The organism is Actinoplanes sp. NPDC051411, from assembly GCF_040682075.1.
Lineage (GTDB): Bacteria > Actinomycetota > Actinomycetes > Mycobacteriales > Micromonosporaceae > Actinoplanes.
Genome location: NZ_JBFBAD010000027.1, coordinates 40,550 through 64,973, shown reverse-complemented (window position 1 = coordinate 64,973; position 24,424 = coordinate 40,550). Strand labels below are relative to the sequence as shown.

Below are 24,424 nucleotides of genomic sequence, written 5' to 3'. Positions count from 1 at the left end.
TACGCCGATTTACCGTACGCGTTCCCGGGCCCCGTCAATCGGCGTCCGGCGGGCCGGTCTCGCGCAGGCGGCGGTGCAGAAACGCCCGCTCCGGCCCGTTGCCGGCGAGATCGAGCGCCTGCCGGTACGCGTCCGCGGCCTCCGCCGTCCGGCCCAGCCGCCGAAGCAGGTCACCACGGGCCGCCGGAAGCAGGTGATATCCGGCCAGCCGCCGGTCCGCCGTCAAGGCGTCCAGCCGCGCGAGCCCGGCCGCCGGCCCGTCGACCATGGCGACCGCCACCGCCTGGTTGAGCTCGACCAGCGGGGAGGGGGCCACCGTGCGGAGCACGTCGTACAGGGCGACGATCTGCGGCCAGTCGGTGGTCGCCACGGTCGCCGCCTCGTCGTGCACGGCCGCGATGGCGGCCTGCAGCGCGTACGGTCCGGGCCGGCCACCGGTCAGCGCGCCGACCACCAGCCGGCGCCCCTCCTCGATCTTGCCGGCATCCCACCGGGAGCGGTCCTGGTCGTCGAGCAGCACCAGGTCGCCGCGGACGTCCACCCGCGCGTCCCGGCGGGCGTCGATGAGCAGCATGAGGGCGAGCAGGCCGGCTACTTCCCGCTGCTGCGGCATGAGGCGGTGCAGGATCCGGGCCAGCCGCACCGCCTCGTCGGCCAGTTCGGGGCGCATCAGGGCAGCGCCGCTCGTCGCCGCGTACCCCTCGGTGAAGATCAGATAGATCACCCGGAGCACCGCCGGCAGGCGTACGGGAAGCTCATGGACCCGGGGTACCCGGAAGGGGATCCGCGCCTCGCGGATCTTGCGTTTTGCCCGCACGAGCCGTTGGGCCATCGTGGCCTGCGGGGTGAGGAACGCGCGGGCGACCTCCGAGGTGGTGAGACCACCGAGGCAATTCAAGGTCAGCGCGGTCTGCGCCTCGAGCACCAGCGACGGGTGGCAGCAGGTGAAGAAGAGGTACAGCCGCTCATCCGGTACGTCGTCCGGGTCGGTGGGCTCCGGCGGTGGCGGCTCGTAGCGGTCGGCCTCGACCTGCAGCAGGGCCAGCTTCGCCGCCAGCACCTTGTCGCGGCGCAGCAGGTCGACCGCCCGGTGGCGGGCCGTGGTCAGCAGCCACGCCGCCGGACGGCTGGGCACCCCGTCGCGAGGCCACCGCTGCAACGCCGCGGCGACGGCGTCCGCGGCGACCTCCTCGGCGAGGTCGAGGTCACCGAGGGTACGCACGAGCGTGGCCAGCAGGCGCCCCCACTCCTCGCGGAAGACCGCCTCGACCGAGTCGGCCGCCGTACCCATCGGTGACCCCCAACGTCAGGACGCGCTGTCGAACTCCATGATCGGGCGCACTTCGATCGACCCGTACTTCGCGCCCGGGCACTTCGCCGCCCAGTCGATCGCCGCGTCCAGGTCCGGCACATCGATCAGGTAGTAGCCGCCGAGAACCTCCCGGGTCTCGGCGAACGGCCCGTCGGTGACCACGCGCTCGCCGTCCTTGACCCGTACGGTGGTGGCCGTCTTGCTGTCCTGCAACGCCTCCCCGCCCTTGCTGGCCCCGGCCTCGTTGATCGCGTTGCTGTATGCCCAGTACTCGTTCATCACCGTCTCGGCCTCGGCCGGGTCGGGCGCCGCGGTGGGTTCCTCGCTGTAGATCAGCAACAGGTAACGCATGATGGGTCTCCCTCACGTCGGGTAGCTGCCGTTTGGCCGCCTTCACCGTGACGACGATCGGGCACGGCGTTATCGACAGCTCCTACGAGAGATTTTTCTACCGGATCGGCGCCCGCCACAGGAGCCGTCCGGCCGATCAGACCCGGTCAGGCCGCCGCGCAGGCGGTGTTCAGACCCTTGATGGCGGCTTCCAGCTTCTTCTCGCTGGGCTTGGCACTGGCGGACTTGTTGTATTGCTCGCTCAGATTCATCATTTCTTTCTGAACCTCGTCGGCGGCCGTGCTGACCGTCTCGGCCGTGCCGATGGAGTGCGCGATGACGGCGGCCGAGCCGGCGGCCCACTGGGCACTGACCGCGACGTTCCCGACCGGCGGACCGATCTTCTTCGCTTTGGCAATCTTGGCCGCGTTGTCTTTGATGTCGTTCTTCATCTCGCCGCAGGCTTTGGTGGTGGCCGCGTCGTCGGCCGGGGCGGCGCTCGAGGCCACCGGGGCCGCCGAGGCGGCGGCCCTTGACGTGGCCGGCGCCGCCGAGGTTGTGGAACCCTCCGCGCCGGGTTGCGGGTCGCAACCCGACATCGCGATCACCGCCGCGACGGCCGAGCCGGTCAGGACAAGCCGGGTCCAGTACATCGATGTTTCCCCCATGATCATCATGTCGGGCCGCGACGCTACCAATCGCCGTCAAACGGGCCGGATCAATGGATCCGGGGCATGCCGCCCCGGAAATGCCTGGCGTGCGGCCTCGGCGGCGGGAAACATGCCACGTCGTGACGACACGTGAGTTCCGGACCGCGTCCGGGGTGCGGCTGCGGCCGGTGGCCGAGCGGCCCGGCGACCTCAACTGGCTGTTGCTGCCCGGTGGCTCGGCATCGGGTCGGAGAGCTTGCGGGGCTTGGCCGAAGCGATCGACGTGCCCGGCGTGACGTGGCTGGTCGACCTGCCCGGCGACGGCTCCAACGCCGCCGCCGGTGACGACGCTTTCGCGGGCTGGCCGGGCGTACTCGTCGAGGCCGCGGAGGCACTGCCCCGCGCGGTCTTCGTCGGACATTCCACCGGCGGCATGTACCTGCTGTCCGTGCCCGAGCTGGAACCCCGGCTGGCCGGGCTCGTCCTGGTCAGCTCGGCGCCCGACGCCGGATGGCTGGCCGACTTCGAACGGATGACCGCGGAACACCCGCTGCCGGAGGTCGAGGCGGCCACCGCCGCCTATGAGGCCGACCCGACCGACGTGAACCTCGGGCGGGTCGCGGTGGCGTCCGCGCCGTGGAACTTCACCGCCGCCGGTGTGGCCGCCGGTGCGGAACTGCTCGCCCGGATGCCGTACAACACCGCCGCGGTCGACTGGTCGGCGCGGAACTTCGACCGTACGTATCGGCTGCGGTGGTGGCCGGCCGCGACGCCGACACTGATCGTCAGCGGGGCGGAGGACCGGATCGTCGCCCAGCGGCTCTGGGACGAGCCGCGGTTCCAGGGCGGCCACGTCCGGCGCCGCCGGATCGAGGGCGCCGCGCACTTCCCGTGGATCGAACGGCCGGGCGCAGTGCGGGCAGCCTTCCACGAACTGGCCGCGGCCGCGGCGGTCCGCAGTAACACGGTGAATCCGATGTTGGCGTCGATGAACTGGGCCGGCGGCAAGGCGTGGCTCGACAGCTCGTGAGCAATCGTCCCGCCACCCGGGAGGTTGGCGAGCGCGCCGGACTCCTCAAGCGGCGTCATGGAAGACGAGGCCCAGAGTGTGGCGGTGGCCGGAGCGCACGGTGCTCACGCCATGCCGCATGGGGGCGTTGGACCAGCCTCGCTTGGTCTGCACCGGACGGTCCCGGGTCGTGAAGATCAGGGCGTGGCCCTGCGGCAGGGTGGCGGCGTAGCCGCGGGACTGGGCCCGGGGGCGCTGCTCCGTCATCAGGAATTCGCCGCCGGTGAAGTCGGTGCCGGGCGCGTTCAGGCCGATGACCACCTGCAGCGGGAAGAGCATGTCGCCGAAGACGTCGCGGTGGAGGGCGTTCCAGTCGCCGGGCCCGTAGCGCAGCAGGATCTGGGCCGACTTGGACTGCCCGGCCTCGTGGCACATCCGCAGCCACTCCCGCAGGTCGTCGGGCCACGGGGCCGGCCGGCCGAGCTTGGCCGCCCAGTCGCGGGCGACCGGCAGCAGCTGGGGATAGAACGTCTCGCGCAGAATTCGCACCCGGTCGGGCAGGTCGTGGGTGAAGTAGCGGTACTGGCCGGCGCCGAACCGGTGGCGGGCCATGTCCACGGTCGAGCGGAACTGGGCCGGGACGTCGTACCGGGCGATGATCTCGCCGCACTCGGCGGGAGTGAGGATCGGGCCGGTCAGCGCGTGGCCGTAGGCGTTGAGGTCGTCGGTGATCATGGCTGGAGGAGGGCCGGTTGCAGGGCGAGCTGGCGGATGACCTCGGCGAACGGTGTCGCGTCCCGGCGCCAGCCGGGCCGGACGGCCGGGGCGTTCCGCTGACCCGGCATGGACAGCGAGGTCAGGGCGGTCCCGTCGCCCACCAGGAGCAGGTCACCCAGCGGGCTGGTGATGGTCGTGTACGCGCTCATGGTCCAACTGTGCGGCGCGGCCGGCGCCGGTGCTGGCGGGATTCGGACATCGCGGTCGGGGCCGTCGCGGCGCCGAGCGGCGTGCGGGCCGGGCACCCGGCGACTCCATCAGCCGATTCGGGCGACCGCGGTCGTGAGCAGGCGCCAGAAGGCGTCCACGTCGAGGCCCACGGCGACGTCCGCGTTCGGGGGCCGGGCGGTGCGGCGGTGCAGGTCGACGACCGTGGCGCCGCGGGTGTGTGCGCCTATCAGCTCGACCGCGACCGGGGCGTGGACGGTCTCGACGATGGCGGGGTCGATGACGGCGGCCACGGCGACCGGGTCGTGGACCGGTGGGTGGGGGAAGCCGAAGACCTGGCGGTAGGTGCCCGCGAAGAAGGTCATCAGCTCGGCGCAGACGGTGCCCAGGCGGGTGCCGAGGGCGCGGAAACCGGCGATGACCTCGGGGGTGGCCAGGGCCTGGTGGGTGACGTTCAGGCCGATCATCGTGGTCGGGAGGCCGGCCCGGAGCACGATGTCGGCGGCCTCCGGGTCGGTGACGATGTTGAACTCGCCGTACGGGGTCGTGTTGCCGCGGTCGGTGGAGCCGCCCATGAAGACGATGCGGTCCAGGCCGGGGACGACCTCGGGGTGGGTGCGCAGGAGCAGCGCGACGTTGGTCAGCGGGCCGGTGGCGATCAGGGTCACCGGCTCGCGTCCGGCCATGACGAGCCGGCGGATCAGCTCGACCGCGTGGACGTTCGCGGGTTCGGCGGTCGGAATGTCGAGGTCGGGCCCGTCGAGGCCGGAAAACCCATGGATGTCTTCGGCCACGGAGAGCGGGCCGGCGAGCGGCCGGTCACAACCGGCCGCCACCGGTACGCCGGTGGCACCGGCCGATGCGAGGATCCTCAGCGCGTTCCGCGTCGTCTTGTCGACCGTCTGGTTGCCGGCGACCGTGGTGACCCCGAGCAGCTCCAGCCGGGGGTCGCCCAGGGCCAGCAGCAGGGCCAGGGCGTCGTCGTGGCCCGGGTCGCAGTCGACGATCACCCGCATCGGCGCGGCGTTCAGCTGACCGAGAGCTGGAGCTGGCCGAGCCGCACCTTGGACTCGTCGTACTTGGTGATGCCGCGGTGGGCGACCTCGATGCCGTAGGACCCCTTGCCGGTCGGGATGCCGGGCACCGCGAACTTCAGGTCGCACGTGCCGGTCTCGCCGCCGCCGTTGAGGTCCAGCGATTCGATCTTGCCGGCGCCGAGCACACCGCCGACGCCGTCGGTGATCGTGACCGTGGCGCCCACGGTGAGGTCCTTGTAGGCGGCGGTGCCGGCGCAACTGGTGCCGTCGACCGGCACGAACTGGCCGGGCCCGAGGGCCAGGGTGCCGTTGAGGGTGAAGACCGTGGCGCCGGCCGCCGCGGCCGGGGTCGCGGGGTCGTTGCCCTTCATGTGGGGCCAGATGAACACCGCGGCCAGTGCGGCGCCGACGACGACAATGACGGCCAGGTAGGGCCAGGCGCGGCGACGACGGGCCGGCCGGTGGACGTTTGGCGCGGATTCGGGCGGGTTCGTGCCGGGAACGTAATCGGTCATCGGATCGTCCCTGATCTCGCGGTGAGTGCGGCGGACCCAGGGTTCTGGATGATCCACGGATCGTCGAGGTGGCGCTCACAGAACGAGACAAAAAGCTAGACACTTTGGACGATTGGTCAGTCCTACCCGCCGGTCATGTGATCTATGGCCCCGGGCCGATCTCAGCGCCCGCGGCCGGGGTCAGGGCTTGCAGCCGGGGTCAGGGCTTGCGACCGGGGTCAGGGCTTGCGGCGGCCGCTCAGGGCGCGGTCGCCTCGATCGCCTCGCGGAAGACTCGGGAGCGGTGCTGCCAGTTGTCGAAGCGGCCGTAGCTCGGGGCGGCCGGGGAAAGCAGGACCACGCCGCCGGCCGGGGTGGTTTCGCGGCTCAGCCGGACGGCGGCCGGGAGGTCCTCGGCGAGGATCGTGCGGACGCCGGGCAGGCCCTGCAGGGTGTCGAGGATGAGTTTGCCGCTGTCGGGGATGCCGATCAGCGTGGCCTCGACCTTTTTCTCCTCGAAGAAGGCGCGCAGCGGGCCGTAGTCGACGCCACGGTTCTCGCCGCCCAGGATGACCGTGAGGGGGCGGCCGGCGTAGGCCTCGATGGCGTAGATGGCCGACTGCGGGATCGTCGACAGCGAGTCGTCGACGAAGGTCAGGCCGGACGGGTCGCGGAGCGGGGTGAGTCGCTGATCGAGTGCTTCGTAGGCGGCGACGCCCGCGACGATGCCGGGCAGCGACGAGACGACGTCGATGCCGGACGCCTCGACGGCGGCGAGGGCGATGCACAGGTTGGCCTCGTTGTGCCGGCCGAGCAGCTTGAGCAGCGAGCGCTCGAACAGCCGCTCGCCGCCCCGGAAGACCCAGCCGTCGGCGACGTGGAACGACTCCGGCGAGTTGGCCGGGATCAGCGGCAGGTCGGCCGGGAGCCGGGCGATCAGCCGGGAGTCCTGGGCGTTGTAGACGATCGCCGAGGCGCCGTGCATCGCCACGTTGAGCTTGTCGTGGTAGTAGCGCTCCTCGCTGCCCGCCCAGTCGAGGTGCTCGGGGAACAGCGAGGTCAGCGCGACCACCCGGGGCGAGTCGTCGAGGTCGGCGCACTGGTAGGCGCTGAGCTCGAGCACGTAGTGCTCCGACTCGGGCAGGGACAGCGCGGCGATGCCGATGTTGCCGCCGAGTGTGCTCGGGCGCCCGGCCGACGCGAGCAGCTGGTGGATCAGGGTCGTGGTGGTGCTCTTGCCCTTGCTGCCGGTGACGCCGACGGTGCGCGACGCGTGATCGGCCATCCAGAGGGAGGTGCCGCCGGTGACGATGCCACCGCGGGCGCGGTGCTCGACGATCCACGGGTGGACCTGGGCGATCCCGGGCGAGCGGACGATCACGTCGATCGACTGGAGTTCGCGGTGCGCGTCCGCGTCGGTGAACAGCGGGGCGATCTCGGCGAGGCGGCCGGTCCAGTCGGTGGCCAGGAAGGTCGCCTTGTCCTGCACGGCGATCAGGCGGCTCGGCCGGTGCGGGTGGATGGCCTCGGCGGCGGCGATGCCCTCGCGGCCCGTTCCCCAGACGGCGACCCGCCGGCCCGTGAGTTCCTGCAGGTGCACCGCTGTTCCTCCGACCCTGTCGACTACCGCTGGACACCTTACCCGCCGGCCGGGGTGGCCGATCGCCCTAGGATCCGGGGCGTGGTGACGTTCCCGCCGGTGGCTCTGCCCGCCTGCGAGCCCGGGTTCCGGCCCGGCCGGCTCGACGACCAGATTCACCGCTGGGTCGCCTCCGAGCCGATGAAAGCGCTGGTCGCGGCGTACGGGGAAAGCTTGCCCGACGCCGGCGTCGGTGACCTCCTGGCCTGGCTCGACGCCTTCTCGGGTGTGCATTGGGATTTCCGGCGCCATGGCCGGGTGGAGCGCGACCAGGTGACCGCGCCGGCCTTCGACGCCGGGCGCACCGAGTTGATCGTCGCCGCGGCGACCGCCCTGCGGCTCGTCGAGGCGGCCCCGCCGCCTCATTCGGAATACGACCACATGCTGGTGCTCGGCGGGCTCGGGCGGGCCTGCCTGCAGCGGTCGCGATACGCCGCCGAGCTGGCGCTTTCGGGGGCGGTGAAGGTGGGCGAGGTGGCTGCTCTGGGCAGTTTCCGGCCGCTCACCCACGCCGAGAGGGAGCTGCCCGGCCTGGGCGGGGCGGCCTTCGAGGTCGACGCCATGGACGTGGGCGTGCGCGCCGGCTTCGACCTGACCCGGCCGGTCGAGCGGGAGGGTCTGGAGGGTGAATGGGATGTGCGCACCTATCGGTGGCCCGGGCAGCCGGAGATTCACGTGCTCGCCGCGCCGTCGAGCGAACCCGCGATCCGGCGCGCCAACACCGCCGATACCTACGAATTCTGGGCCGGGCGGATGCGCCTGCGCGCGACCGACCGGATTCTCGTCGTGACCACGCCGATCTACGTGCCGTTCCAGCATGGTGATGCGATTCGCATTCTCGGCCTGCGTCACGGCTGCGGGATCGACACGATCGGCGTCGACCCTTCGCGGGTGACGGTGCCGTTCGCGCCGGGCGCCACCAATCCCGACCGCTACCTGCAGGAGATGCGCTCGGCGATCGTGTCGATGCGGGCTCTGCACCAGGCGCTGCCATGAAGGCGGCATTGGCGGAACTCGCCGAAGAGGCGCCGGTTCCGGCCGTCGCGATCAGCGTTTTCGACCGGCGCGGGGTGCTCGCGGCAACCGTTCGCGGCGCGGGCCGCGACGCCTGGTGGGATCTCGCCAGTCTCACGAAAGTGCTGGTCACGCTGCCCGAGGTGCTCGACATGTTCCCCGATCCGTCGGTTCGGCTGGGCGACGTCTGGAATCGCGCGGCCGGCCGCCCGATCGGCGCGGCGACGATCGCCGATCTGCTCAGCCATCGGGCCGGACTCCCGGCGACCGTCCGTTTCTTCGAGCACCTCACCGGCTACGACACCATTGTCGAGGCGGCGCTGAACACCGGAATCGAGAAACGGCCGGCCGCCGTCTACAGCGACATCGGCTTTCTCCTTCTCGGAGCCTTGGTCCAGGACCTTTCCCGTACGCCGATAGGCGCTCTCGCCCAACGGCGGACGCACCTGCGTTTCGGCGTGCCCGAAGGCCCGGCCGTCCCCACCGAACAGTGCCCGGTCCGTAATCGCCTCATCGTCGGCGAAGTGCACGACGAGAACGCCTGGGCGATGGGCGGATCGTCGGGTCACGCCGGTGCCTTCGGCACGCTCGACCTGGTGACCCGGGCCGCCCGGTCGTGGCTGAACACCCCGTCCCGGGCGACCGAATGCTGGTCGGCCGGCCCGGACGGCGAGCGCTACGGCCTGGGCTGGTGGCTCGCCCCGACCCGCGGGCTCGGCGGACCGCATCCCGGCCCGGGCAGCTTCGGCCATTCCGGGTTCGTCGGCAACCGCATCTGGATCGAGCCCGCGCGCGGCTACGGCGTGGTGATCCTCAGCAACCGCATCCTGTGGGGCCGGGGCGATCGCGAGCCCTTCCAGCGCTGGTGCGATCGCCTCCTGACCGGGCCCTGGTCACTCCGCTAGGCTTTATGATCTTGCCGCGTGATCCACAAAAGACTGTCCATAGTGGTGACTTCCGGATTGATCGGGATATCCGTGCTGTTCGGGGCGCCGGCGCAGGCCGACGACACCGGGAACCCGCCCAAGGTCGAACTGGTCCTCGACGTGAGCGGCTCGATGGCGGCCGCCGACATCGACGGCGCGACCCGCATCTCGGTGGCCAAGAAGGCGTTCGGTGAGGTCGTCGACGGCCTGGGGGAGACCACCCAGCTCGGCATCCGGGTGCTCGGCGCCAGATACTCGAACGACGACAAGAAGCTGGGCTGCACCGACACCCAGCAGATCGTTCCGGTCGGACCGGTCGACGCGCAGCAGGCCAAGGACGCCATCGCGACGCTCAAACCGCACGGGTTCACCCCGATCGGGCTGGCGCTGCGCAAGGCGGCCGACGACCTCGGCGAGGGCGGGTCGGCCCGGCGGATCGTGCTGATCACCGACGGCGAGGACACCTGCACGCCGCCCGACCCGTGCGAGGTCGCCCGCGACCTGGCCGCCCAGGGCACCCGGCTGGTCATCGACACGCTCGGCCTGACCCCGGACGAGAAGACCCGCAAGCAGCTGGTCTGCATCTCGACCGCGACCGGGGGGACGTTCGCGTCGGCCGACAGCGAGCAGGAGCTCTCCGGCCGCGTGCAACAGCTGGTCGGCCGGGCCGCCCTGCCGCCGCCGGTCGTCCCGGCCACCGTCGCCGGCGCGGAGTCGTGCGACAAGGCGCCCCAGCTCACCCCGGGCGTCTACAGCGACCGCGAGAAGATCGGCGAGCACCGCTACTACCGGGTTCCACTGCAGCCCGGCCAGGAACTGCGGGCGTCGGTCAGCGTCGCACTGGACCGGCCGGTCAACCGGGATTACGGCGTACTCCTGAACGCCGTGACCGACGACGGCCGGGAGTTGGTCCGGGGTCTGGACGCCGGCAGCGGCCGGTCCGATGTGGTCTCCTCGGGCCTGCGGTGGTCGGGGGAGACAGCGGCCGCTCAGTCCGGCGCCGGGACCGGCGCGTCGCCGACGGTGTGCCTGATCGTGAGCAATTCGTTCGCTTCGGCCACGTCCGGCGCGGCCCCGGGCATGCCGATCGAGCTCAGCGTCGACACCGTCGCCGCCTCGGACGTACCCGACGCGCCCGGCCTCGGCCGCGGCTGGCTCCTGCTGCTCGTGCTCACCGTCGCCGGACTGATCGCCGGCGTCCTGGCCGGCTGGCTGACCCGCTGGTGGGTCGCCACCTGGAGGGAGAACTGATGTTCACCGCCCTTGCCGCCGTTCTGCTGGCGGTCCCGGCCGGTAGCGCCGGAACCACTTTCCTCACCGCGGTGCCGCTGACGCCCGGACAACCGGCCCAGGTCGCCGCGGTCACCGGCGACTACCTGTACTGGTCGTTCACCGCCGAGGCCGGGCAGCAGCCCGAGCTGACCGCCAAGGTGACGCTGCCGCAGGCGGCCGACCGCAGCGGGCCCGAGTCGTGGATCGTCGAGGTCTTCGACGGGCTGCGCCGCCGGCAGCCGTGCGTGGCCGGCGACCAGAGCCCGGTCGCCGCGGCCGACGCCACCGAGGTGACGCTGGGCTGCCGCCTGCGCCAGGTGCGGTCGTGGGCCGAACCGTCCGATCAGGACCCGCTGCCCGGCCAGTATTTCGTCCGGCTCTCGTCGACCGAGCTGCCCGAGAAGGACCTCGGGCTGCCGGTGCGGGTCGAGCTGTCGCTGGCCGCCCCGACCGGGTCCACCGGCGACGACCAGGGCAAACTCTCAGCGCCGCTGACGCAGATCAACCGGCCCGGCGCGGTGGTGACCGACCAGCCCTCACCGACTGTCTCGGCGGAACCGGACCGCGACACGTTCGCCCTGCCGGAGTTCTCGTCGCGCTGGATCTGGACCGCGGCCGGCGGCATCCTCGCCGCGGTCGGCGGCCTGGTCGGCTTCTCGTGGACCCGCCGGCGGCGCCGCTGGTCGCGGGCCTGACACTCCGGCGGCCCGTGGTGGCCCGGGTCGGCAGTGCTCAGATCATCCGGTCGAGAGCCCTCGTGATCGCGGTGTGCACCGCGCCCTGGATGGTCGCGTGGTCGCCGAGCGCGCCGATCGTGACGTCGACCGGCCAGGCCAGTTCCTCGACCGCCCGCCGCACCTCGGGCAGCAGCAACTGGTTCTGGCCGACGCCGCCGCCGAGCACGACCAGGCCCGGATCGACGACGCTGAGCACGGCCGCGACCACCCGGCCGATGTCCTGCGCGTGGGCGTCGACCATCTTGCGGGCGACCTCATTGCCGCTGGCCGCGGCCTCGAACAGGGCCTCGGGGGTGCGCGGGGCCGGTCCGCGGCCGTCCGGCCACTCGGCCGAGCCGCGGGACATCAGCGCGGTCGAACCCAGGTATTCCTCCAGGCCCGCGCGGTGCGGCGACGGGCCGCCCGGCGCCCACGGGAACGGCAGCATGGCGATCTCACCGGCCGCGCCGTGGAAGCCGCGCATCAACTGGCCGCCGATCACCACGCCGAGCCCGATCTTCACGCCGACCTGCAGATAGACGAAGTCGTCGTGGCCGCGCGCGGCGCCGACCCGGTGCTCGGCCATGGCCGCGCAGTTCACGTTGTTCTCGATCGAGACCGGCACCTCGGGCGGCAGGGGCAGCGCCTTGTCGAGCATGTCGAGCCCGTCCGGCCGGAGCTCCTTGGCGCGGCCCTCGGACGGCAGCGTGGGCGCGGCGATGACGACCTGGCGCAGCGGACCGCTCGCCTCGCCGACCGCGGCCCGCACCTCCTCGCCGGCGCTGGTGACCGCGCTGAGCACGGCCTCGGTGACCCGGCGGGCCCGGCTGGAGAGCCGCCGCTCGGCGGTCGCGATCTGGTGGCCGTCGAGGGCGTGGGCGCTCACCCGGATGCGGGTCGAGCCGGCCTCGACGCCGAGCACGTGGCCGGCCGAGGGGGCGATCGAGTAGAGCTGCGCGCTGCGCCCGGTCGTGCCGCGGACCGCGCCCTGGTGGGTGACCAGGCCGTGGTCGGCCAGCTCGGCGATGGCGGCCGACATCGTCGGCTTGGACAGCGCGAGCGCCTCGCCCAGCTGCGGACGCGTGGCCGGGCCGATGGAGGCCAGCGTGCTGAACACGGCCCGCGAGCTGGTGGCCAGGTCGTAGTCCGCGGCGTCGGGGCGTCGTCTCATCGTTCTCCTCTTCCCGGGCCGAGGGCCCAAGTGCGAAGCATAGTAACGCCGCCGACCATTGTGTGCCCGTCGAGAGTTCGTTAACCTTCCGAACCAAGCTACAACGGAGGGGCGCGCGGCATGGACCCTAGGAAGACTCTGGGCGTCGACATCGGCGGCACCAAGACACAGTTCGTGCTGGCCGACGGCGGCACCATCGAGCGCGAGCTGACGGTGGAAACGCCAAGTTGGCGCACTCATTCGCACGCGTCCAACGCGATCGGCCTGAGCGGCCTGGTGCGTGACTGGCTGGGCGACGAGGCCCTCGGCTGGTCCCTCGGCGTGGGCGCGCACGGCTGCGACAGCACCGAGCTGTGCGACTTCTTCGCCGCCGAGCTGTCCAAGATCTTCACCGGCCCGGTTCGGGTGGTTAACGATGCTGAGCTGCTGACCCGGGCGCTCGGCCTCGCCGACGGCATCGGGGTCATCGCCGGCACCGGCTCGATCGCGGTCGCCCGGGCCGGCGGGCGGCTGGTCACCGCGGGCGGCTGGGGCTGGGTGCTCGGCGACGAGGGGAGCGCGGCCGGTCTCGTACGCGAAGCCGCGCGGGCCGTCCTCGGCGCGATGGACCGGGGCGAGCGTCTTGATCAGCTGGGCCGCCGGCTGCTCGACAGCGTGCAGGTCGAGGGCGGTCCCGAGCTGGCCCTCAAGGTCAGCACGGCCGACTCGACGGCCTGGGTCGGCAGCCACGCCGAGGAGATCTTCCGGGCCGCCGACGAGGGCTCGGTGCTGGCCGGTGACGTGGTCCGCCGGGCCGGCGCCGAGCTGGCCACGCTGGTCGACCGCCTGATCGCCCGGGGCGTCGCCGGCCGCGACATCGTCGCCGGCGGCACGGTGATCCTGGCCCAGCCGCTGCTGCGCGATGTCTTCGCCCACGCGGTCGCGACCCGGCACCCGGAGAGCACGGTCCACTTCCTCGACCGGCCTCCGGTACTCGGCGCGCTCGCGCTGGCCGCCACCGAGGTCCCGGCGCCATGAGCGACGCGACGATGAGCGGGGCAGGCGGCCGCGGTCACGGCACAATGATCGACTTCACGAACTCCGGCGGGGCGGCCTCCATCAGCCGGAACGCCTCGTCGACGCCGTCGAGCCCGAAGCGGTGGGTGATCAGCGGCGCGAAGCTGAACTGCCGGTCGGCGATCTCGCGCAGCCCGAGGCGCATCGCGGCGATCACCCGGGGCCGCTGGGGCGAGAAGCCGTTGACCACGGTGACGCCCTTGTACCAGAGGTCCATGTCGAGCCTGGCCTCGCCGGAGTGGTGGTACCCGATCACGGACAGCGTGCCGTGCTGCCGCACCAGCCGGGCCGAGGTCGCCAGCGCGGCGTCGGCCCCCGAGGCCTCCAGAACCACGTCGGCTATCGCCTCCGCGGGCACCTCACCCGGGGCGAGGACCTGGGTGCAGCCCGCGGCCAGGCCGCGCTCCCGGGCGTACGGGCTGGGGTCGATGCCGATGATCTCGGAGGGCAGCAGTGCGCGGGTCAGTTGGACCAGCGCCTGGCCCATGAAGCCGAGCCCGACGATCGCGACCCGGTCGCCCGGCCGCACGTTGCTGCGGCCGAGCGCCTCGACCAGCACGGCCAGCGGCTCGCCGAGGCACAGCTCGGGCGGCAGGCCGGCCGGCACCGGCAGGATCGTCTGGCTGTCGAGCAGGGCCTGGGTGGCGAAGCCGTCGCCGCCGAGCCCGGTGACGACGTCGCCGGCCGCCCAGCCGGAGTGTTGGTCGCCGACCGCGGCGATGCGGCCGACCATCTCGTGGCCGAGGCGGATCGGGTTTTCGGAGGTGGCCCGGGCCGCCCAGGTGGTGCGGTCGGACGTGCACACGCCGCACGCGAGCACGTCGACCAGCACCTGGCCGGGGCCCGGGGGCGCGATCTCGGCTTCGACGATCTCGGAGGAGCGGGGGCCTGTCACGTGGCTGAATCGCATAGCGCCTCACGATACCTCAAGAACCAGATGGTCTCCGAAATTTGCGGGGTTGAACACGGGAAACACTGTTGCGGGCCGGTTAACTCCGGTAACCTGTGGTTCCACGATTGGTATGCAGTGATTTCTACAGGTATGGCGCCTAAGGGTATGGCGGTTCGGCCATGATGGTTCTGCTGCGCCGGGTGTTCTTCTACCTGCTCACCGCGTTCGCCGCGCTGAGCCTCAACTTCCTGTTGCCCCGGCTGATCCCGGGCGACCCGGTGTCCCGGATGCTCCAGCGCTTCCAGGGCAAGCTCGACCCGAACGCGGTCTTCGCGCTCCGCAAGCTCTACGGCGACACCGACGACGGCCTGTGGCGGCAATACCTGGACTACTGGGGGCGCCTGCTGCACGGCGACTTCGGCATCTCGTTCAGCAACTACCCGGCCAAGGTCACCACGATCATGGGCCAGGGCCTGTGGTGGACGCTCGGGCTGATCGGCGTCTGCACGGTGCTCAGCTTCATCATCGGCATCGGCCTCGGCACCCTGGCCGGCTGGAAGCGCGGCACCTGGGTCGACAGCCTGATCCCGGTCACCACGTTCCTCACCTCGGTGCCCTACTTCTGGTTCGGCCTCATCGTGGTCTACCTGTTCGCGGTCGAGCTGCACTGGTTCCCGCTCGCCGGCGGCTACCGGCCCGGGCTGAGCATGGGCTGGAACTACCCGTTCATGCACTCGGTCTTCCTGCACGCCCTGCTGCCCGCGCTGACGATCGTGGTCTCGTCGATCGGCTACTGGCTGCTCGGCATGCGCAACATGATGATCACGACGCTGGCCGAGGACTACGTCCTGCTGGCCCGGGCCAAGGGGCTGTCGCGGCGGCGGGTCATGAACACGTACGCCGGCCGCAACGCGGTGCTGCCCTCGCTGGCCGGCTTCGCGCTCTCGCTCGGCTTCATCGTCGGCGGCTCGATCATCACCGAGGTCGTCTTCAACTACCCGGGCCTCGGCTACACGCTCTTCCAGGCCATCGGCGCCCAGGACTACCCGCTCATGCAGGGCGTCTTCTTCATCATCACCGTCGCCGTGCTCGGCGCCAACCTGATCGCGGACCTGGTGTACGTGGTCCTCGACCCGCGGATCCGGAGGGCCTAGATGACGACCCTGGCAACCGAGGCGACCCTCGACCCGGCCGAGCACGCCCCCGACTCGGGCGAATCCAGGCGGGCCAAGTGGCTGCGCGGCTTCCGCTCCGGCAAGGTCATCGCCGGCACCGCGATCGTGTTGTTCTTCGCGCTGGTGGCCCTGATCGGCCCGCTGGTCATCAGCACCGACCCGTCCGCGGTCAGCTACGACGTGCTGGCCGGCCCGTCGGTCCACCACTGGCTCGGCACGACCCACACCGGCCAGGACGTCTTCGCCGAGATGATCTACGGCACCCGCACGTCGATGCTGGTCGGCTTCGCGGCCGGCGTCGTCGCGACCGTGCTCTCGCTGGTCATCGGGCTGCTCGCGGGCTACATCGGCGGTATCACCGACGAGATCCTCTCGCTGATCACCAACATCTTCCTGGTCATCCCCGGTCTGCCGCTGGTGGTCATCCTGGCCGGCACGCTGCCCGACGCGGGCGAGCTGGCGATCGTCATCGTCATCTCGCTGACCGCCTGGGCCTGGGGCGCCCGCGTGCTGAGAGCCCAGACACTCTCGCTGCGCCGCCGCGACTTCGTCGAGGCGGCCCGGGCCACCGGCGAGAGCACGGTCCGCATCGTGTTCCGCGAGATCCTGCCCAACCAGACCGCGATCGTCGCCGCCACGTTCCTCTCGACCGTGATCGGCGCGATCCTCACCCAGGCCTCGCTGGCCTTCCTCGGGCTGACCGACGTCACCGACTGGTCCTGGGGCGTGATCCTCTACTGGGCCCAGAACAGTTCCGCCCTGAGCTTCGGCGCGTGGTGGTGGTTCGTGCCGTCCGGACTGGCGATCGCGCTGGTCGGGACCGGGCTCTCGATGATGAATTTCGGCATCGACGAGTTCATCAACCCGCGTCTTCGTTCCGCCGGGATCGCGACGAAGCGGTCGTTGAGGAAGCCGGCGCGTACGAGAAAGGCGTCTCCCGGCGCGAAGCCGGCGGCGGCCGATGCGGCCGGACCCAGGTCGGACGTGGTTCTTGAGATCCGTGATCTGAGCGTGGACTACCGGTCGGGTGACCGGACCGTGCGCGCGGTCAACGACGTGTCGCTCACGCTGCGGCGGGGCAAGGTCCTCGGTATCGCGGGGGAGAGCGGCTCGGGCAAGTCGACGCTGGCCTACGCGATCACCCGGCTGCACTCCGGCGCGGCTTCGGTCGCCTCGGGCGAGCTGCTCTACACCGGGGCCGACGGCGCCACCCGCGACATCCTGACGATGTCGGAGAAGGAGCTGACCGCGTTCCGCTGGGAGGAGTTGTCTATCGTCTTCCAGTCGGCGATGAACGCGCTCAACCCGATCCTCAAGGTCGGGGCGCAGATCGAGGACGCGCTCGCCGCGCACCGGCCGAGCATGAGTGACAGCGAGCGGCAGGAGCGGGTGCGCGAGCTGATGTCGCTGGTCGGCATCTCCTTCGACCGGGCGTCGGCCTATCCGCACGAGCTCTCCGGCGGCATGCGGCAACGGGTGATGATCGCGATCGCGCTCGCCCTCGACCCGGACATCATCGTGATGGACGAGCCGACCACCGCCCTCGACGTGGTCATCCAGCGGCAGATCGTCGAGAAGATCATGGAGCTGCAGAAGCGGCTCGGCTTCTCGGTCATCTTCATCACCCACGACCTGTCGATGCTCATCGAGCTGGCCGACGACATCGCGATCATGTATGCCGGCCGGGTCGTCGAGCTGGCCGCGGCGCAGGACTTCTACGAGCGGCCCACCCATCCCTACAGCCAGGGCCTGCTCGGGTCGTTCCCGACGCTGTCCGGGCCGAAGCGCGAGCTCACCGGCATCGTCGGCTCGCCGCCCGACCTGCAGGCGCTGCCCTCGGGCTGCGAGTTCCATCCGCGCTGTCCGCACGCGATGCCCTCGTGCCTGTCGACCCGCCCGTTGCTCCTGCCGCTCGGCCCCACCCAGACCGCCTGCCACCTCTACGAGGGGGAACGATGACCGCCGCACTCGAGATGGTCGACGTCAGCAAGACGTTCCCGCTGGCTCGCCGTCTCACCCACCCCGGGCGTCGTGAGGTGCACGCGGTCAGCCACGTCGACCTGACGCTGCACCGGGGAAAGATCACCGCGGTCATCGGCGAGAGCGGCTCCGGCAAGTCGACCATCGCCCGGCTGATGGCTCAGCTCTACAAGCCCACGTCCGGCCAGATCAAGCTCGACGGCAAACCGGTCGAGGTGCGCAACGGGCGCCAACTCCGCAAGTACGTCGGGGACGTGCAGCTGATCCTGCAGGACCCGTTCGGCTCGTTCAATCCGGTCCACACCATCGAATACGCGCTGCGGCGGGCCGTCACCATCCACCACGGCAAGCTGCCCGCGTCCGAATTGGACGCCCGGGTCGGCGCGCTGCTCGAGGAGGTGCGGCTGACCCCGCCGCGCCAGTTCACCGCCAAATATCCGCACGAGCTGTCGGGCGGGCAGCGGCAGCGCATCTCGATCGCCCGTGCGCTGGCCGCCTCGCCGACCGTGCTGCTGGCCGACGAACCGGTGTCCATGCTCGACGTCTCGATCCGCCTGGGCGTGCTCAACCTGCTCGAACGCCTGGTCACCGAGCGCGATCTGGCGCTGCTCTACATCACCCACGACATCGCGTCGGCCCGCTACTTCGCCTCCACGGCCTCGGTCATGTACGCCGGCGAACTCGTCGAGGGCGGCCCGGCCGAGGCGGTCACCCAGAAACCGGCCCACCCCTACACCAAGCTGCTTATCGACTCCGCGCCCGACCCGGGCAAGGCGCCGGCCGACCGGATCAAGGACAACGGGCAGCCGCCCAGCCTGATCTCGCCGCCGACCGGCTGCCGCTTCCATCCGCGCTGCCCCTTCGCGATGCCTCGCTGTTCGACCGAGGCGCCACCCCGATTCGATCTCGGCGCGGGTCAATGGGCCCGCTGCTGGCTGCACTCCTCCTCCAAGGAATAGGACCCCCCGATGCGACTGAAGACCGTGCGTGCCGTCGCAATAGCCGGCGTCGCCGCCCTCGCCACCTCACTCGTCGCGGCCTGCAGCGACGACGCCCCGACCACCAACAAGTCCGGCCTGGTGCTCAACGTGGCCAGCACCGGCGACCCGGTCCAGCGGGTGTTCAACCCGTTCCTGCCGGTCACCGCGTACGCCGTCGGCTCCCAGTTCGAGATCTACGAGCCGCTCGTGCAGATCAACAAGATCACGGCCAACTCGTTCAAGCCCTGGCTGGCCAAGTCGTGGACCTGGTCGGCCGACAGCAAGTCGCTCACCCTGCAGCTGCAGCCGGGCGTCAAATGGTCCGACGGGAAGCCGTTCACCAGCGCCGACGTCGTATTCACCTACAACCTGCTCAAGCAGTACCCGGCGCTCAACCTGGTCGGCATCGACTTCGACTCGATCGAGGCCCAGGGCGACGACACCGTGGTCATGCACTTCGCGCAGAACGGCCGGCCCAGCTTCACCCAGCTGGTCAACCTCGAGATCGTGCCGCAGCACATCTGGAGCACGGTCGGCGACCCGACCAAATATCAGGACCCCGACCCGGTCGGCACCGGCCCGTTCGTCCTCAACAAGACCAGCTTCACGCCGCAGGGCTACGAGATCGACAAGAACCCCGGCTACTGGCAACCCGGGAAGCCGGGCATCGGCGGCCTGCGGTACGTCGTCTACAAGGACAACACCGCGGTCACGAACGCGCTCGTGCAGGGCGACATCGACTGGTCGAGCACGTACATCGCCAACGTCGACCAGACCTTCACCGCCAAGGGCAAGCAGTTCCAGCACTTCTGGCCGATCATCGGCGCCGACGGCCTGATCACCAACAACGCCAGCGCGCCGTTCAACGACCTTCAGGTGCGCAAGGCGGTCAGCCTAGGCATCGACCGCAAGCAGGTGGCCGATTCGGCCAACCGCCCGGCGGCGACCTTCGCCGGCGGCCTGCCGCTGCCGCTGTTCGACGACGCGATCGCGGCCGAGCACAAGGCGTCGACCTACTCCTACAGCGTGGCCGACGCTCAGCAGACGCTGACCGCGGACGGCTACACCAAGGGCTCCGGCGGCTACTTCACCAAGGGCGGCAAGACGCTCTCGTTCACCATCACGATCCCGTCGGCGTTCACCGAGCAGGTGGCCGCGGCCCAGGTCATCCAGGCCAACCTCAAGCAGGCCGGCATCAAGGTCGACATCAACGGTGTCTCGGTCGACGCGATCAACCCGTTGACCCAGAAGGGGCAGTACCAGGCGACCATCGGCTACCCGATCAACGAGTTCCAGACGCCCTACCAGCTCTACGACGCCTGGATGAACCCGAAGTACTACCAGCCGGTGGGCAAGGTCGACCAGACCATGGAGAACATCGAGCGCTGGAACGACCCGCAGACCGCCCAGTTCTTCGCCGACTACCTGTCGGCGACCACGGACGCGCAGCGCGACGCCGCCATCTCGGGACTCGAGGGCCGTTTCATCGACGGCATCCCGTGGATCGTGCTCTCGTACTACCAGCAGTACGGCGACTGGAACGCGACCAAGGTGACCGGGTTCCCGACCGACGCCGACCCGTACTGGACGGCCGCGCCGAGCGAGGTCGTCGCCCTCAACCTCAAGCCGACGAGCGGGAACTGAACACATGAGCGCAGCCACCGGGACCGCGATGGTGATCGTCAGCGGTGACGACATCCATCACGACCTGCTCAACGCGGCGTCGGTCTTCCAGACCCTGGGCCTGGAAGCCGGCTTCGCGACCACCGCGGCGATGGGCATGGGCCGCTTCGCCGGCCCGGCGCCCCGTACGGCCGGTGCCGACGTCTACCTGCTCTACACCTCGGGCGGTCTCTCCTCGACCGCCCAGCAGGAGGCGCTGGCCGCCGCGGTGGCCGGCGGGAAGGGCCTGGTGGCGATCCACTGCAGCAACGTGCTCGGCCCCGACGACCAGCCTCTCTTCGAGCTGCTCGGCAACCGGTATCTGTCCCACGGGCCGGATCACCACGAGGGGACCTTCGAGGTTCTGATCGGCGGCGACCATCCGATCACCCGGGGCGTCGAGGACTTCACGCTCTTCGACGAGTACTACGAGTTCGAGTTCGCCGACGCCTCCGTGGACGTGCTGGCCACCCGCCGGCGCGTCTCGGACGGCGCCGTCATTCCGGTGCTCTATGCCCGCACGGTCGGCTCCGGGCGGGTGTGTTACCTGGCGCTCGGGCACGACATGCGGGCCTGGGGTCAGCCGGCGTTCCGCACGCTGGTCCGCCAGGCGTTTCAATGGGCTTATAAGGGGTAAATAGTGCTTCCCGGTATCGCAGCTCAACTGTGGACCTTCCACGAGGTGGCGGCCGCCGACTTCGAAGGCGTCCTGGAGAAGATCGCGGGGCTCGGCTACCTGGCCGTGGAGCCCCTCGGCCTGCACGGGCGCGACCCGCTGGCGGTCCGCGCGCTGCTCGACTCGCTGGGCATGACGGTGTGCAGCGCGCACGCCCCGTTCCCGGCCGGTCCTTCGGCTTCCGCGATCCTCGACGAGAACGCGGCCCTCGGCGCCTCGACGCTGGTGTGGAGCCTCGAGCGGGAGGAGTTCGACAGCCCGTCGGCGATGGAACGCGGCGTGGAGCGGATCAATGAGGGCGTCGCGAATGCCCGTGCGTACGGCATGACCGTCGGCTACCACAACCACTACGCCGAGTTCGCCAACACCTTCGGCGGGCGCTCGGCGTACTCCCTCCTGCTCGACCTGCTCGACCCGTCGGTCGTGATCGAGCTGGACATGTACTGGGCCCGGATGGGCGGCGCCGACCCCGCGTCGGTGATCCGCTCCCTGGGCTCACGCGTCAAGTTCCTGCACGTCAAGGACGGTCCGGCGATCAGCCAGGAGGACGACTGGATGGTTCCGGTCGGCCAGGGGACGCTCGACATCGCGTCGGCCCTGAACGCCTCCGACACGATCGACTGGCACATCGTCGAGCTGGACCGCTCCAAGATGGACATGATCGAGGCGCTCCGGGAGAGCTACTCCTACCTGACCTCCAACGGCTTCTCGCGAGGTGCCAGGTGATCCGCGTTCTCTTCCTCGGCGGCGCCGGCATGATCGGCTCGGCGTGCGCGGCCGAGGCCGTACGCCAGGGTCTCGATGTCACCGTGGTGACCCGGACCGCCCGTTCCGTTCCCGAGGGCGTCCGCCACATCCAGGCCGCCGCGCGTGATGTCGCCGATCTCGACGGCTACGACAGCGTGGTCAACTGGGTCGGCTACTCCCCGGCTGACCTGCATCTGGACGCCGCCGCCGGCCAGTACGTCTTCATCAGCACCTGCTCGATCTTCGCCCGCCCGGCCGCGCTCCTGCCGATCACCGAGTCGACGCCGCGGTCCAACCTCGCCTGGCCCTATCCGAGCGGCAAGGTGGCGTGCGAGCTCGAGCTGGAGGCGGCCCACCGTTCGCGCGGCCTGCCGATGACGATCGTCCGCCCGACCCACGTCTACGACGACACCGTCATCCCGGTCCTGCCCGGCTGGACCGCCATCGACCGCATGCGCCAGGGCAAGCCGGTCGTCGTGCACGGCGACGGCACCTCGCTGTGGAACCTCACCCACAGCGCCGACTTCGCCCGCGCCTTCGTGCCGCTGCTGGCCAACCCCCACACGATCGGCGAGAGCGTCAACGTCTGCTCCGACGAGCTGCTGACCTGGGACCAGATCCACCTGGCGCTGGCCGCCGCGGCCGGTGTGCGGTCGCCGAAGCTCGTACACCGGGCGAGCGAGACCGTCGAGGCCGAGGTGCCGGGCTGGAACCCGGTGCTGACCCACGACTTCGGCCACACCGTCATCTACGACACGACCAAGCTCAAGCGGCTGGTCCCGGGCTTCACGCCGCGGATTCCGTTCGCCCGGGCGGCCCACGACATCATCGCCCACTACGACGCCGACCCGTCCCGCCAGAAGATCGACGAGAAGCTGGCGGCCGCCTTCGACCGCCTGGCCGGCTGACCTCCTCCTCGCCGTCAAGGCGCTCACCGCCCTCGATGCCCCGCCCGGGCCGCTCCGCACCGTGCTGCTCGCGTCGGCCGGGGAGGCCGGCGCAACCAGCGCGGAGGGGACGGACACGTCCAGGGCCTGCTGCCGCGCGAGCGCCGAGCCACCGTCCAGGACCTGCTGACCGGTCGCTCCGGCGTCTACCACCCGGCCGCGAGCCCGACCGGCCTCGAGGTGCTACTTCCGGAACGGGGCACGGTCGAGCCCGGCACCGAGTTCCACTACACCGCGTGGGACGCCAACGCCCTCGGCACGATCTACGAGCTGAAGACCGGCCGGCGTGTGTTCGACGCGGTCGCCCAGGCTCTGGCCGAGCCGCTCGGGTTCCAGGACTTCGACCCCGCCCGCCAACGCCTGCTCGGCCGCCCGGAGATCTCCCGGCACCTGGCCCACCACCTGTTCCTCTCCGGCCGCGACCTGGCCCGGATCGGGCTGCTCGTGCTGGAGGGAGGACGCGGCTTGGTCCCGCGGGAGTGGCTGGACCAGAGCCTGACGCCGTACGCGAAGAACCATGGCTATCAGTGGTGGCTGCCGCGGCTACCTCAGGGCCAGGCCTTCATGTCGATCGGCAACTTCGGCCAGTTCCTGCTCGGAGTCCCCGACCGGAACCTCGTCGTGGTGCACCGGGTCGCCGTCCCCGAGGAGCTGGCGATCGCCCGCAACGCCGGCGCCGACGTCGCCATCCAAGGCTTGACCCGCAGCCAGTTCACCGAGGTCGGCCAGCTCATCATGCGCAGTGATTGGGCCTGAGACCGGGATCAGTCAGTGGATCGTCGTTGGTTGCCGGAAGGGCGGACAGGCGCGGCCATTGCCGCTTGACCGCGGATTCCATCTCGCTCGTCAAGGTGGCTGTCGCCGCGAGGGGGCCGTGGTCGCCGGCCAGAGCGGCGACCACGCTCAGCCGGTGGAGCAGCCGTTCGCGGGCGGTGGCGGTGCCCCATTCCCAGTCCCGGCTCGGCAACTGTGCCAGATGGTCGGCGCCGCGGCGGCGGGCCCGCTCGACGAGAGCGTCCCCTTGGATCAGCCAGCTGACGCATGCGTCTTCGATGCCGCTCGCGGGAGACCGCCGCGTGTCGCGGTAGGCGTTCTCGGCGGCGGTGAGCTGCGCGCAAGGGAGCGCTTTGACGCACCAGCAGGTCGGAAACCCGATGCGCAGGTAGGCCAGCTCCAGCACGCCCGGTCCTCGTCGCGCTCCTTCGAGGTCGACGAAGCGGATGCCCTCGTCGGTCGCCACGGCGTTGTCCGGGCAGGGATCGCCATGCAGCAGCACCTCGTCCCCGCTGTCGGCCAGCCGCTCCAGCGCGGCCATCAGCTCGGTCTCCGCGGACGGCGGAACGGTGACGCCCAGTCGGCGGGCAAGGCGCAGAAACGCCTCCACATCGTCGGGCCCGGGGCCACGATAGCGGGGAATCTCGGCGCCTCCCGCCGACAGAGGAGTGCTGTGCAGCCGGGCGAGCGCGGTCGCATACCGCACCGCCCACGGCTCGGTGGCCGCCCGGGCACCCCCGAGATACTCGAGGACCAGCACGCGAGCGGTCGCGTCGGTCGCCAGCAGGGCGGCTACGGGCCGGGGCTCGACCCGGCCGGCGAGCCGCAGGGCAGCCACCTCGATTTGATATCTCTCGGTGCGGTCGGGACCGCTGGTGATGTGCTTGACGATCGCGGGCCGGCCGCCGAACTCCAGGAGGAACACCTCGGAACGCGGACTGCTGTCCAGCCGGCGAACCAGGACGGGATGTCCCAGCTGCTCGCGGATCGACTCCGGGATCGGCGGATCCACGTCAAGCC

At 70.9% G+C, this 24,424-nt stretch carries 26 protein-coding genes; 15 read left to right on the top strand and 11 right to left on the bottom strand.

Annotated features, from left to right (window positions below; translation table 11 throughout):
* Positions 1-34: 34 nt before the first annotated feature.
* From AB0M88_RS17190 to AB0M88_RS17180, 3 genes are all read right to left on the bottom strand, one after another.
* Positions 35-1,291 (bottom strand): RNA polymerase sigma factor, encoded by a 1,257-nt coding sequence (locus AB0M88_RS17190; protein ID WP_364102323.1) that lies wholly within the window; start codon positions 1,289-1,291, stop codon positions 35-37.
* 15 nt (positions 1,292-1,306) lie between these two features.
* Entirely contained in the window at positions 1,307-1,663 is a 357-nt protein-coding gene (locus tag AB0M88_RS17185) for a YciI family protein (protein WP_364102321.1), read from the bottom strand.
* Positions 1,664-1,809: 146 nt separating this feature from the next.
* A complete protein-coding gene (locus AB0M88_RS17180) occupies positions 1,810-2,094 on the bottom strand; it encodes a hypothetical protein (RefSeq protein WP_364102318.1) in 285 nt (94 codons plus the stop codon).
* Here AB0M88_RS17180 and AB0M88_RS17175 point away from each other — a divergent pair.
* Entirely contained in the window at positions 2,081-2,446 is a 366-nt protein-coding gene (locus AB0M88_RS17175; protein ID WP_364102315.1) for a hypothetical protein, read from the top strand. The two genes, AB0M88_RS17180 and AB0M88_RS17175, sit on opposite strands and share 14 nt — an antisense overlap.
* A gap of 111 nt (positions 2,447-2,557) precedes the next feature.
* Positions 2,558-3,322, top strand: coding sequence for an alpha/beta hydrolase (locus AB0M88_RS17170; protein WP_364102312.1), 765 nt, complete (start codon positions 2,558-2,560; stop codon positions 3,320-3,322).
* A 45-nt stretch (positions 3,323-3,367) separates the two neighbouring features.
* On the opposite strand, the gene AB0M88_RS17165 is transcribed toward AB0M88_RS17170, so the two are convergent.
* The 5 genes from AB0M88_RS17165 to murD form a co-directional block, all read right to left on the bottom strand.
* Positions 3,368-4,036, bottom strand: coding sequence for a 2OG-Fe(II) oxygenase (locus tag AB0M88_RS17165; RefSeq protein ID WP_364102309.1), 669 nt, complete (start codon positions 4,034-4,036; stop codon positions 3,368-3,370).
* On the bottom strand, positions 4,033-4,227 hold the full coding sequence (locus AB0M88_RS17160) for a hypothetical protein (protein WP_364102306.1): 195 nt from the start codon (positions 4,225-4,227) through the stop codon (positions 4,033-4,035). Before AB0M88_RS17160 ends, AB0M88_RS17165 begins: the two co-directional genes overlap by 4 nt.
* A 108-nt stretch (positions 4,228-4,335) precedes the next feature.
* On the bottom strand, positions 4,336-5,262 hold the full coding sequence (locus tag AB0M88_RS17155; RefSeq protein WP_364102304.1) for a nucleoside hydrolase: 927 nt from the start codon (positions 5,260-5,262) through the stop codon (positions 4,336-4,338).
* 11 nt (positions 5,263-5,273) lie between these two features.
* Positions 5,274-5,798, bottom strand: a complete 525-nt coding sequence (locus tag AB0M88_RS17150; protein ID WP_364102301.1) for a hypothetical protein — start codon at positions 5,796-5,798, stop codon at positions 5,274-5,276.
* A 238-nt stretch (positions 5,799-6,036) separates the two neighbouring features.
* The gene (murD, locus tag AB0M88_RS17145) at positions 6,037-7,377 is read right to left on the bottom strand and encodes a UDP-N-acetylmuramoyl-L-alanine--D-glutamate ligase (protein ID WP_364102298.1); all 1,341 of its coding nucleotides are present in this window, start codon (positions 7,375-7,377) and stop codon (positions 6,037-6,039) included.
* 81 nt (positions 7,378-7,458) lie between these two features.
* On the opposite strand from murD, the gene AB0M88_RS17140 reads away from it, so the two are divergent.
* From AB0M88_RS17140 to AB0M88_RS17125, 4 genes are read left to right on the top strand one after another with little or no spacing between them, the layout of a single operon-like run.
* Positions 7,459-8,412: a hypothetical protein gene (locus AB0M88_RS17140; protein WP_364102295.1), complete on the top strand. Its 954-nt coding sequence runs from the start codon at positions 7,459-7,461 to the stop codon at positions 8,410-8,412.
* A complete protein-coding gene (locus AB0M88_RS17135; RefSeq protein ID WP_364102293.1) occupies positions 8,409-9,335 on the top strand; it encodes a serine hydrolase domain-containing protein in 927 nt (308 codons plus the stop codon). Before AB0M88_RS17140 ends, AB0M88_RS17135 begins: the two co-directional genes overlap by 4 nt.
* 18 nt (positions 9,336-9,353) lie before the next feature.
* Positions 9,354-10,607 carry a VWA domain-containing protein gene (locus AB0M88_RS17130; RefSeq protein WP_364102290.1) on the top strand — a complete coding sequence of 418 codons (1,254 nt, stop codon included), beginning with the start codon at positions 9,354-9,356 and terminating at the stop codon, positions 10,605-10,607.
* Positions 10,607-11,323: a peptidase gene (locus tag AB0M88_RS17125; RefSeq protein ID WP_364102287.1), complete on the top strand. Its 717-nt coding sequence runs from the start codon at positions 10,607-10,609 to the stop codon at positions 11,321-11,323. Before AB0M88_RS17130 ends, AB0M88_RS17125 begins: the two co-directional genes overlap by 1 nt.
* A 37-nt stretch (positions 11,324-11,360) precedes the next feature.
* Here the strand turns inward: AB0M88_RS17125 and AB0M88_RS17120 are convergent, their stop codons facing one another.
* Positions 11,361-12,515 carry an ROK family transcriptional regulator gene (locus tag AB0M88_RS17120; protein WP_364102284.1) on the bottom strand — a complete coding sequence of 385 codons (1,155 nt, stop codon included), beginning with the start codon at positions 12,513-12,515 and terminating at the stop codon, positions 11,361-11,363.
* 120 nt (positions 12,516-12,635) lie between these two features.
* Between AB0M88_RS17120 and AB0M88_RS17115 the strand changes: the two genes are divergently transcribed.
* A complete protein-coding gene (locus AB0M88_RS17115; RefSeq protein WP_364102281.1) occupies positions 12,636-13,532 on the top strand; it encodes a BadF/BadG/BcrA/BcrD ATPase family protein in 897 nt (298 codons plus the stop codon).
* 34 nt (positions 13,533-13,566) lie between these two features.
* Here AB0M88_RS17115 and AB0M88_RS17110 read toward each other — a convergent pair whose 3' ends face one another.
* A complete protein-coding gene (locus AB0M88_RS17110; RefSeq protein ID WP_364102278.1) occupies positions 13,567-14,481 on the bottom strand; it encodes an alcohol dehydrogenase catalytic domain-containing protein in 915 nt (304 codons plus the stop codon).
* A gap of 161 nt (positions 14,482-14,642) precedes the next feature.
* Here AB0M88_RS17110 and AB0M88_RS17105 point away from each other — a divergent pair, with 161 nt between their 5' ends.
* From AB0M88_RS17105 to AB0M88_RS17070, 8 genes are all read left to right on the top strand, one after another.
* A complete protein-coding gene (locus AB0M88_RS17105; protein ID WP_364102275.1) occupies positions 14,643-15,617 on the top strand; it encodes an ABC transporter permease in 975 nt (324 codons plus the stop codon).
* Positions 15,618-17,597 carry a dipeptide/oligopeptide/nickel ABC transporter permease/ATP-binding protein gene (locus AB0M88_RS17100; protein ID WP_364102272.1) on the top strand — a complete coding sequence of 660 codons (1,980 nt, stop codon included), beginning with the start codon at positions 15,618-15,620 and terminating at the stop codon, positions 17,595-17,597.
* A complete protein-coding gene (locus AB0M88_RS17095; protein ID WP_364102269.1) occupies positions 17,594-18,577 on the top strand; it encodes an ABC transporter ATP-binding protein in 984 nt (327 codons plus the stop codon). The genes AB0M88_RS17100 and AB0M88_RS17095 overlap by 4 nt, the downstream gene beginning before the upstream one ends.
* Positions 18,578-18,586: 9 nt before the next feature.
* Positions 18,587-20,242 carry an ABC transporter substrate-binding protein gene (locus AB0M88_RS17090; protein WP_364102266.1) on the top strand — a complete coding sequence of 552 codons (1,656 nt, stop codon included), beginning with the start codon at positions 18,587-18,589 and terminating at the stop codon, positions 20,240-20,242.
* 4 nt (positions 20,243-20,246) lie between these two features.
* Positions 20,247-20,897: a ThuA domain-containing protein gene (locus AB0M88_RS17085; RefSeq protein ID WP_364102263.1), complete on the top strand. Its 651-nt coding sequence runs from the start codon at positions 20,247-20,249 to the stop codon at positions 20,895-20,897.
* Positions 20,898-20,900: 3 nt separating this feature from the next.
* A complete protein-coding gene (locus AB0M88_RS17080) occupies positions 20,901-21,662 on the top strand; it encodes a sugar phosphate isomerase/epimerase (protein WP_364102260.1) in 762 nt (253 codons plus the stop codon).
* Positions 21,659-22,591, top strand: coding sequence for an NAD-dependent epimerase/dehydratase family protein (locus AB0M88_RS17075; protein WP_364102257.1), 933 nt, complete (start codon positions 21,659-21,661; stop codon positions 22,589-22,591). The genes AB0M88_RS17080 and AB0M88_RS17075 overlap by 4 nt, the downstream gene beginning before the upstream one ends.
* A gap of 126 nt (positions 22,592-22,717) precedes the next feature.
* Complete coding sequence (locus AB0M88_RS17070; RefSeq protein ID WP_364102420.1) at positions 22,718-23,386, top strand: serine hydrolase; 669 nt, start codon at positions 22,718-22,720, stop codon at positions 23,384-23,386.
* On the opposite strand, the gene AB0M88_RS17065 is transcribed toward AB0M88_RS17070, so the two are convergent.
* Entirely contained in the window at positions 23,364-24,416 is a 1,053-nt protein-coding gene (locus AB0M88_RS17065) for an aminoglycoside phosphotransferase family protein (RefSeq protein WP_364102254.1), read from the bottom strand. The two genes, AB0M88_RS17070 and AB0M88_RS17065, sit on opposite strands and share 23 nt — an antisense overlap.
* Between the last annotated feature and the right edge of the window lie 8 nt (positions 24,417-24,424).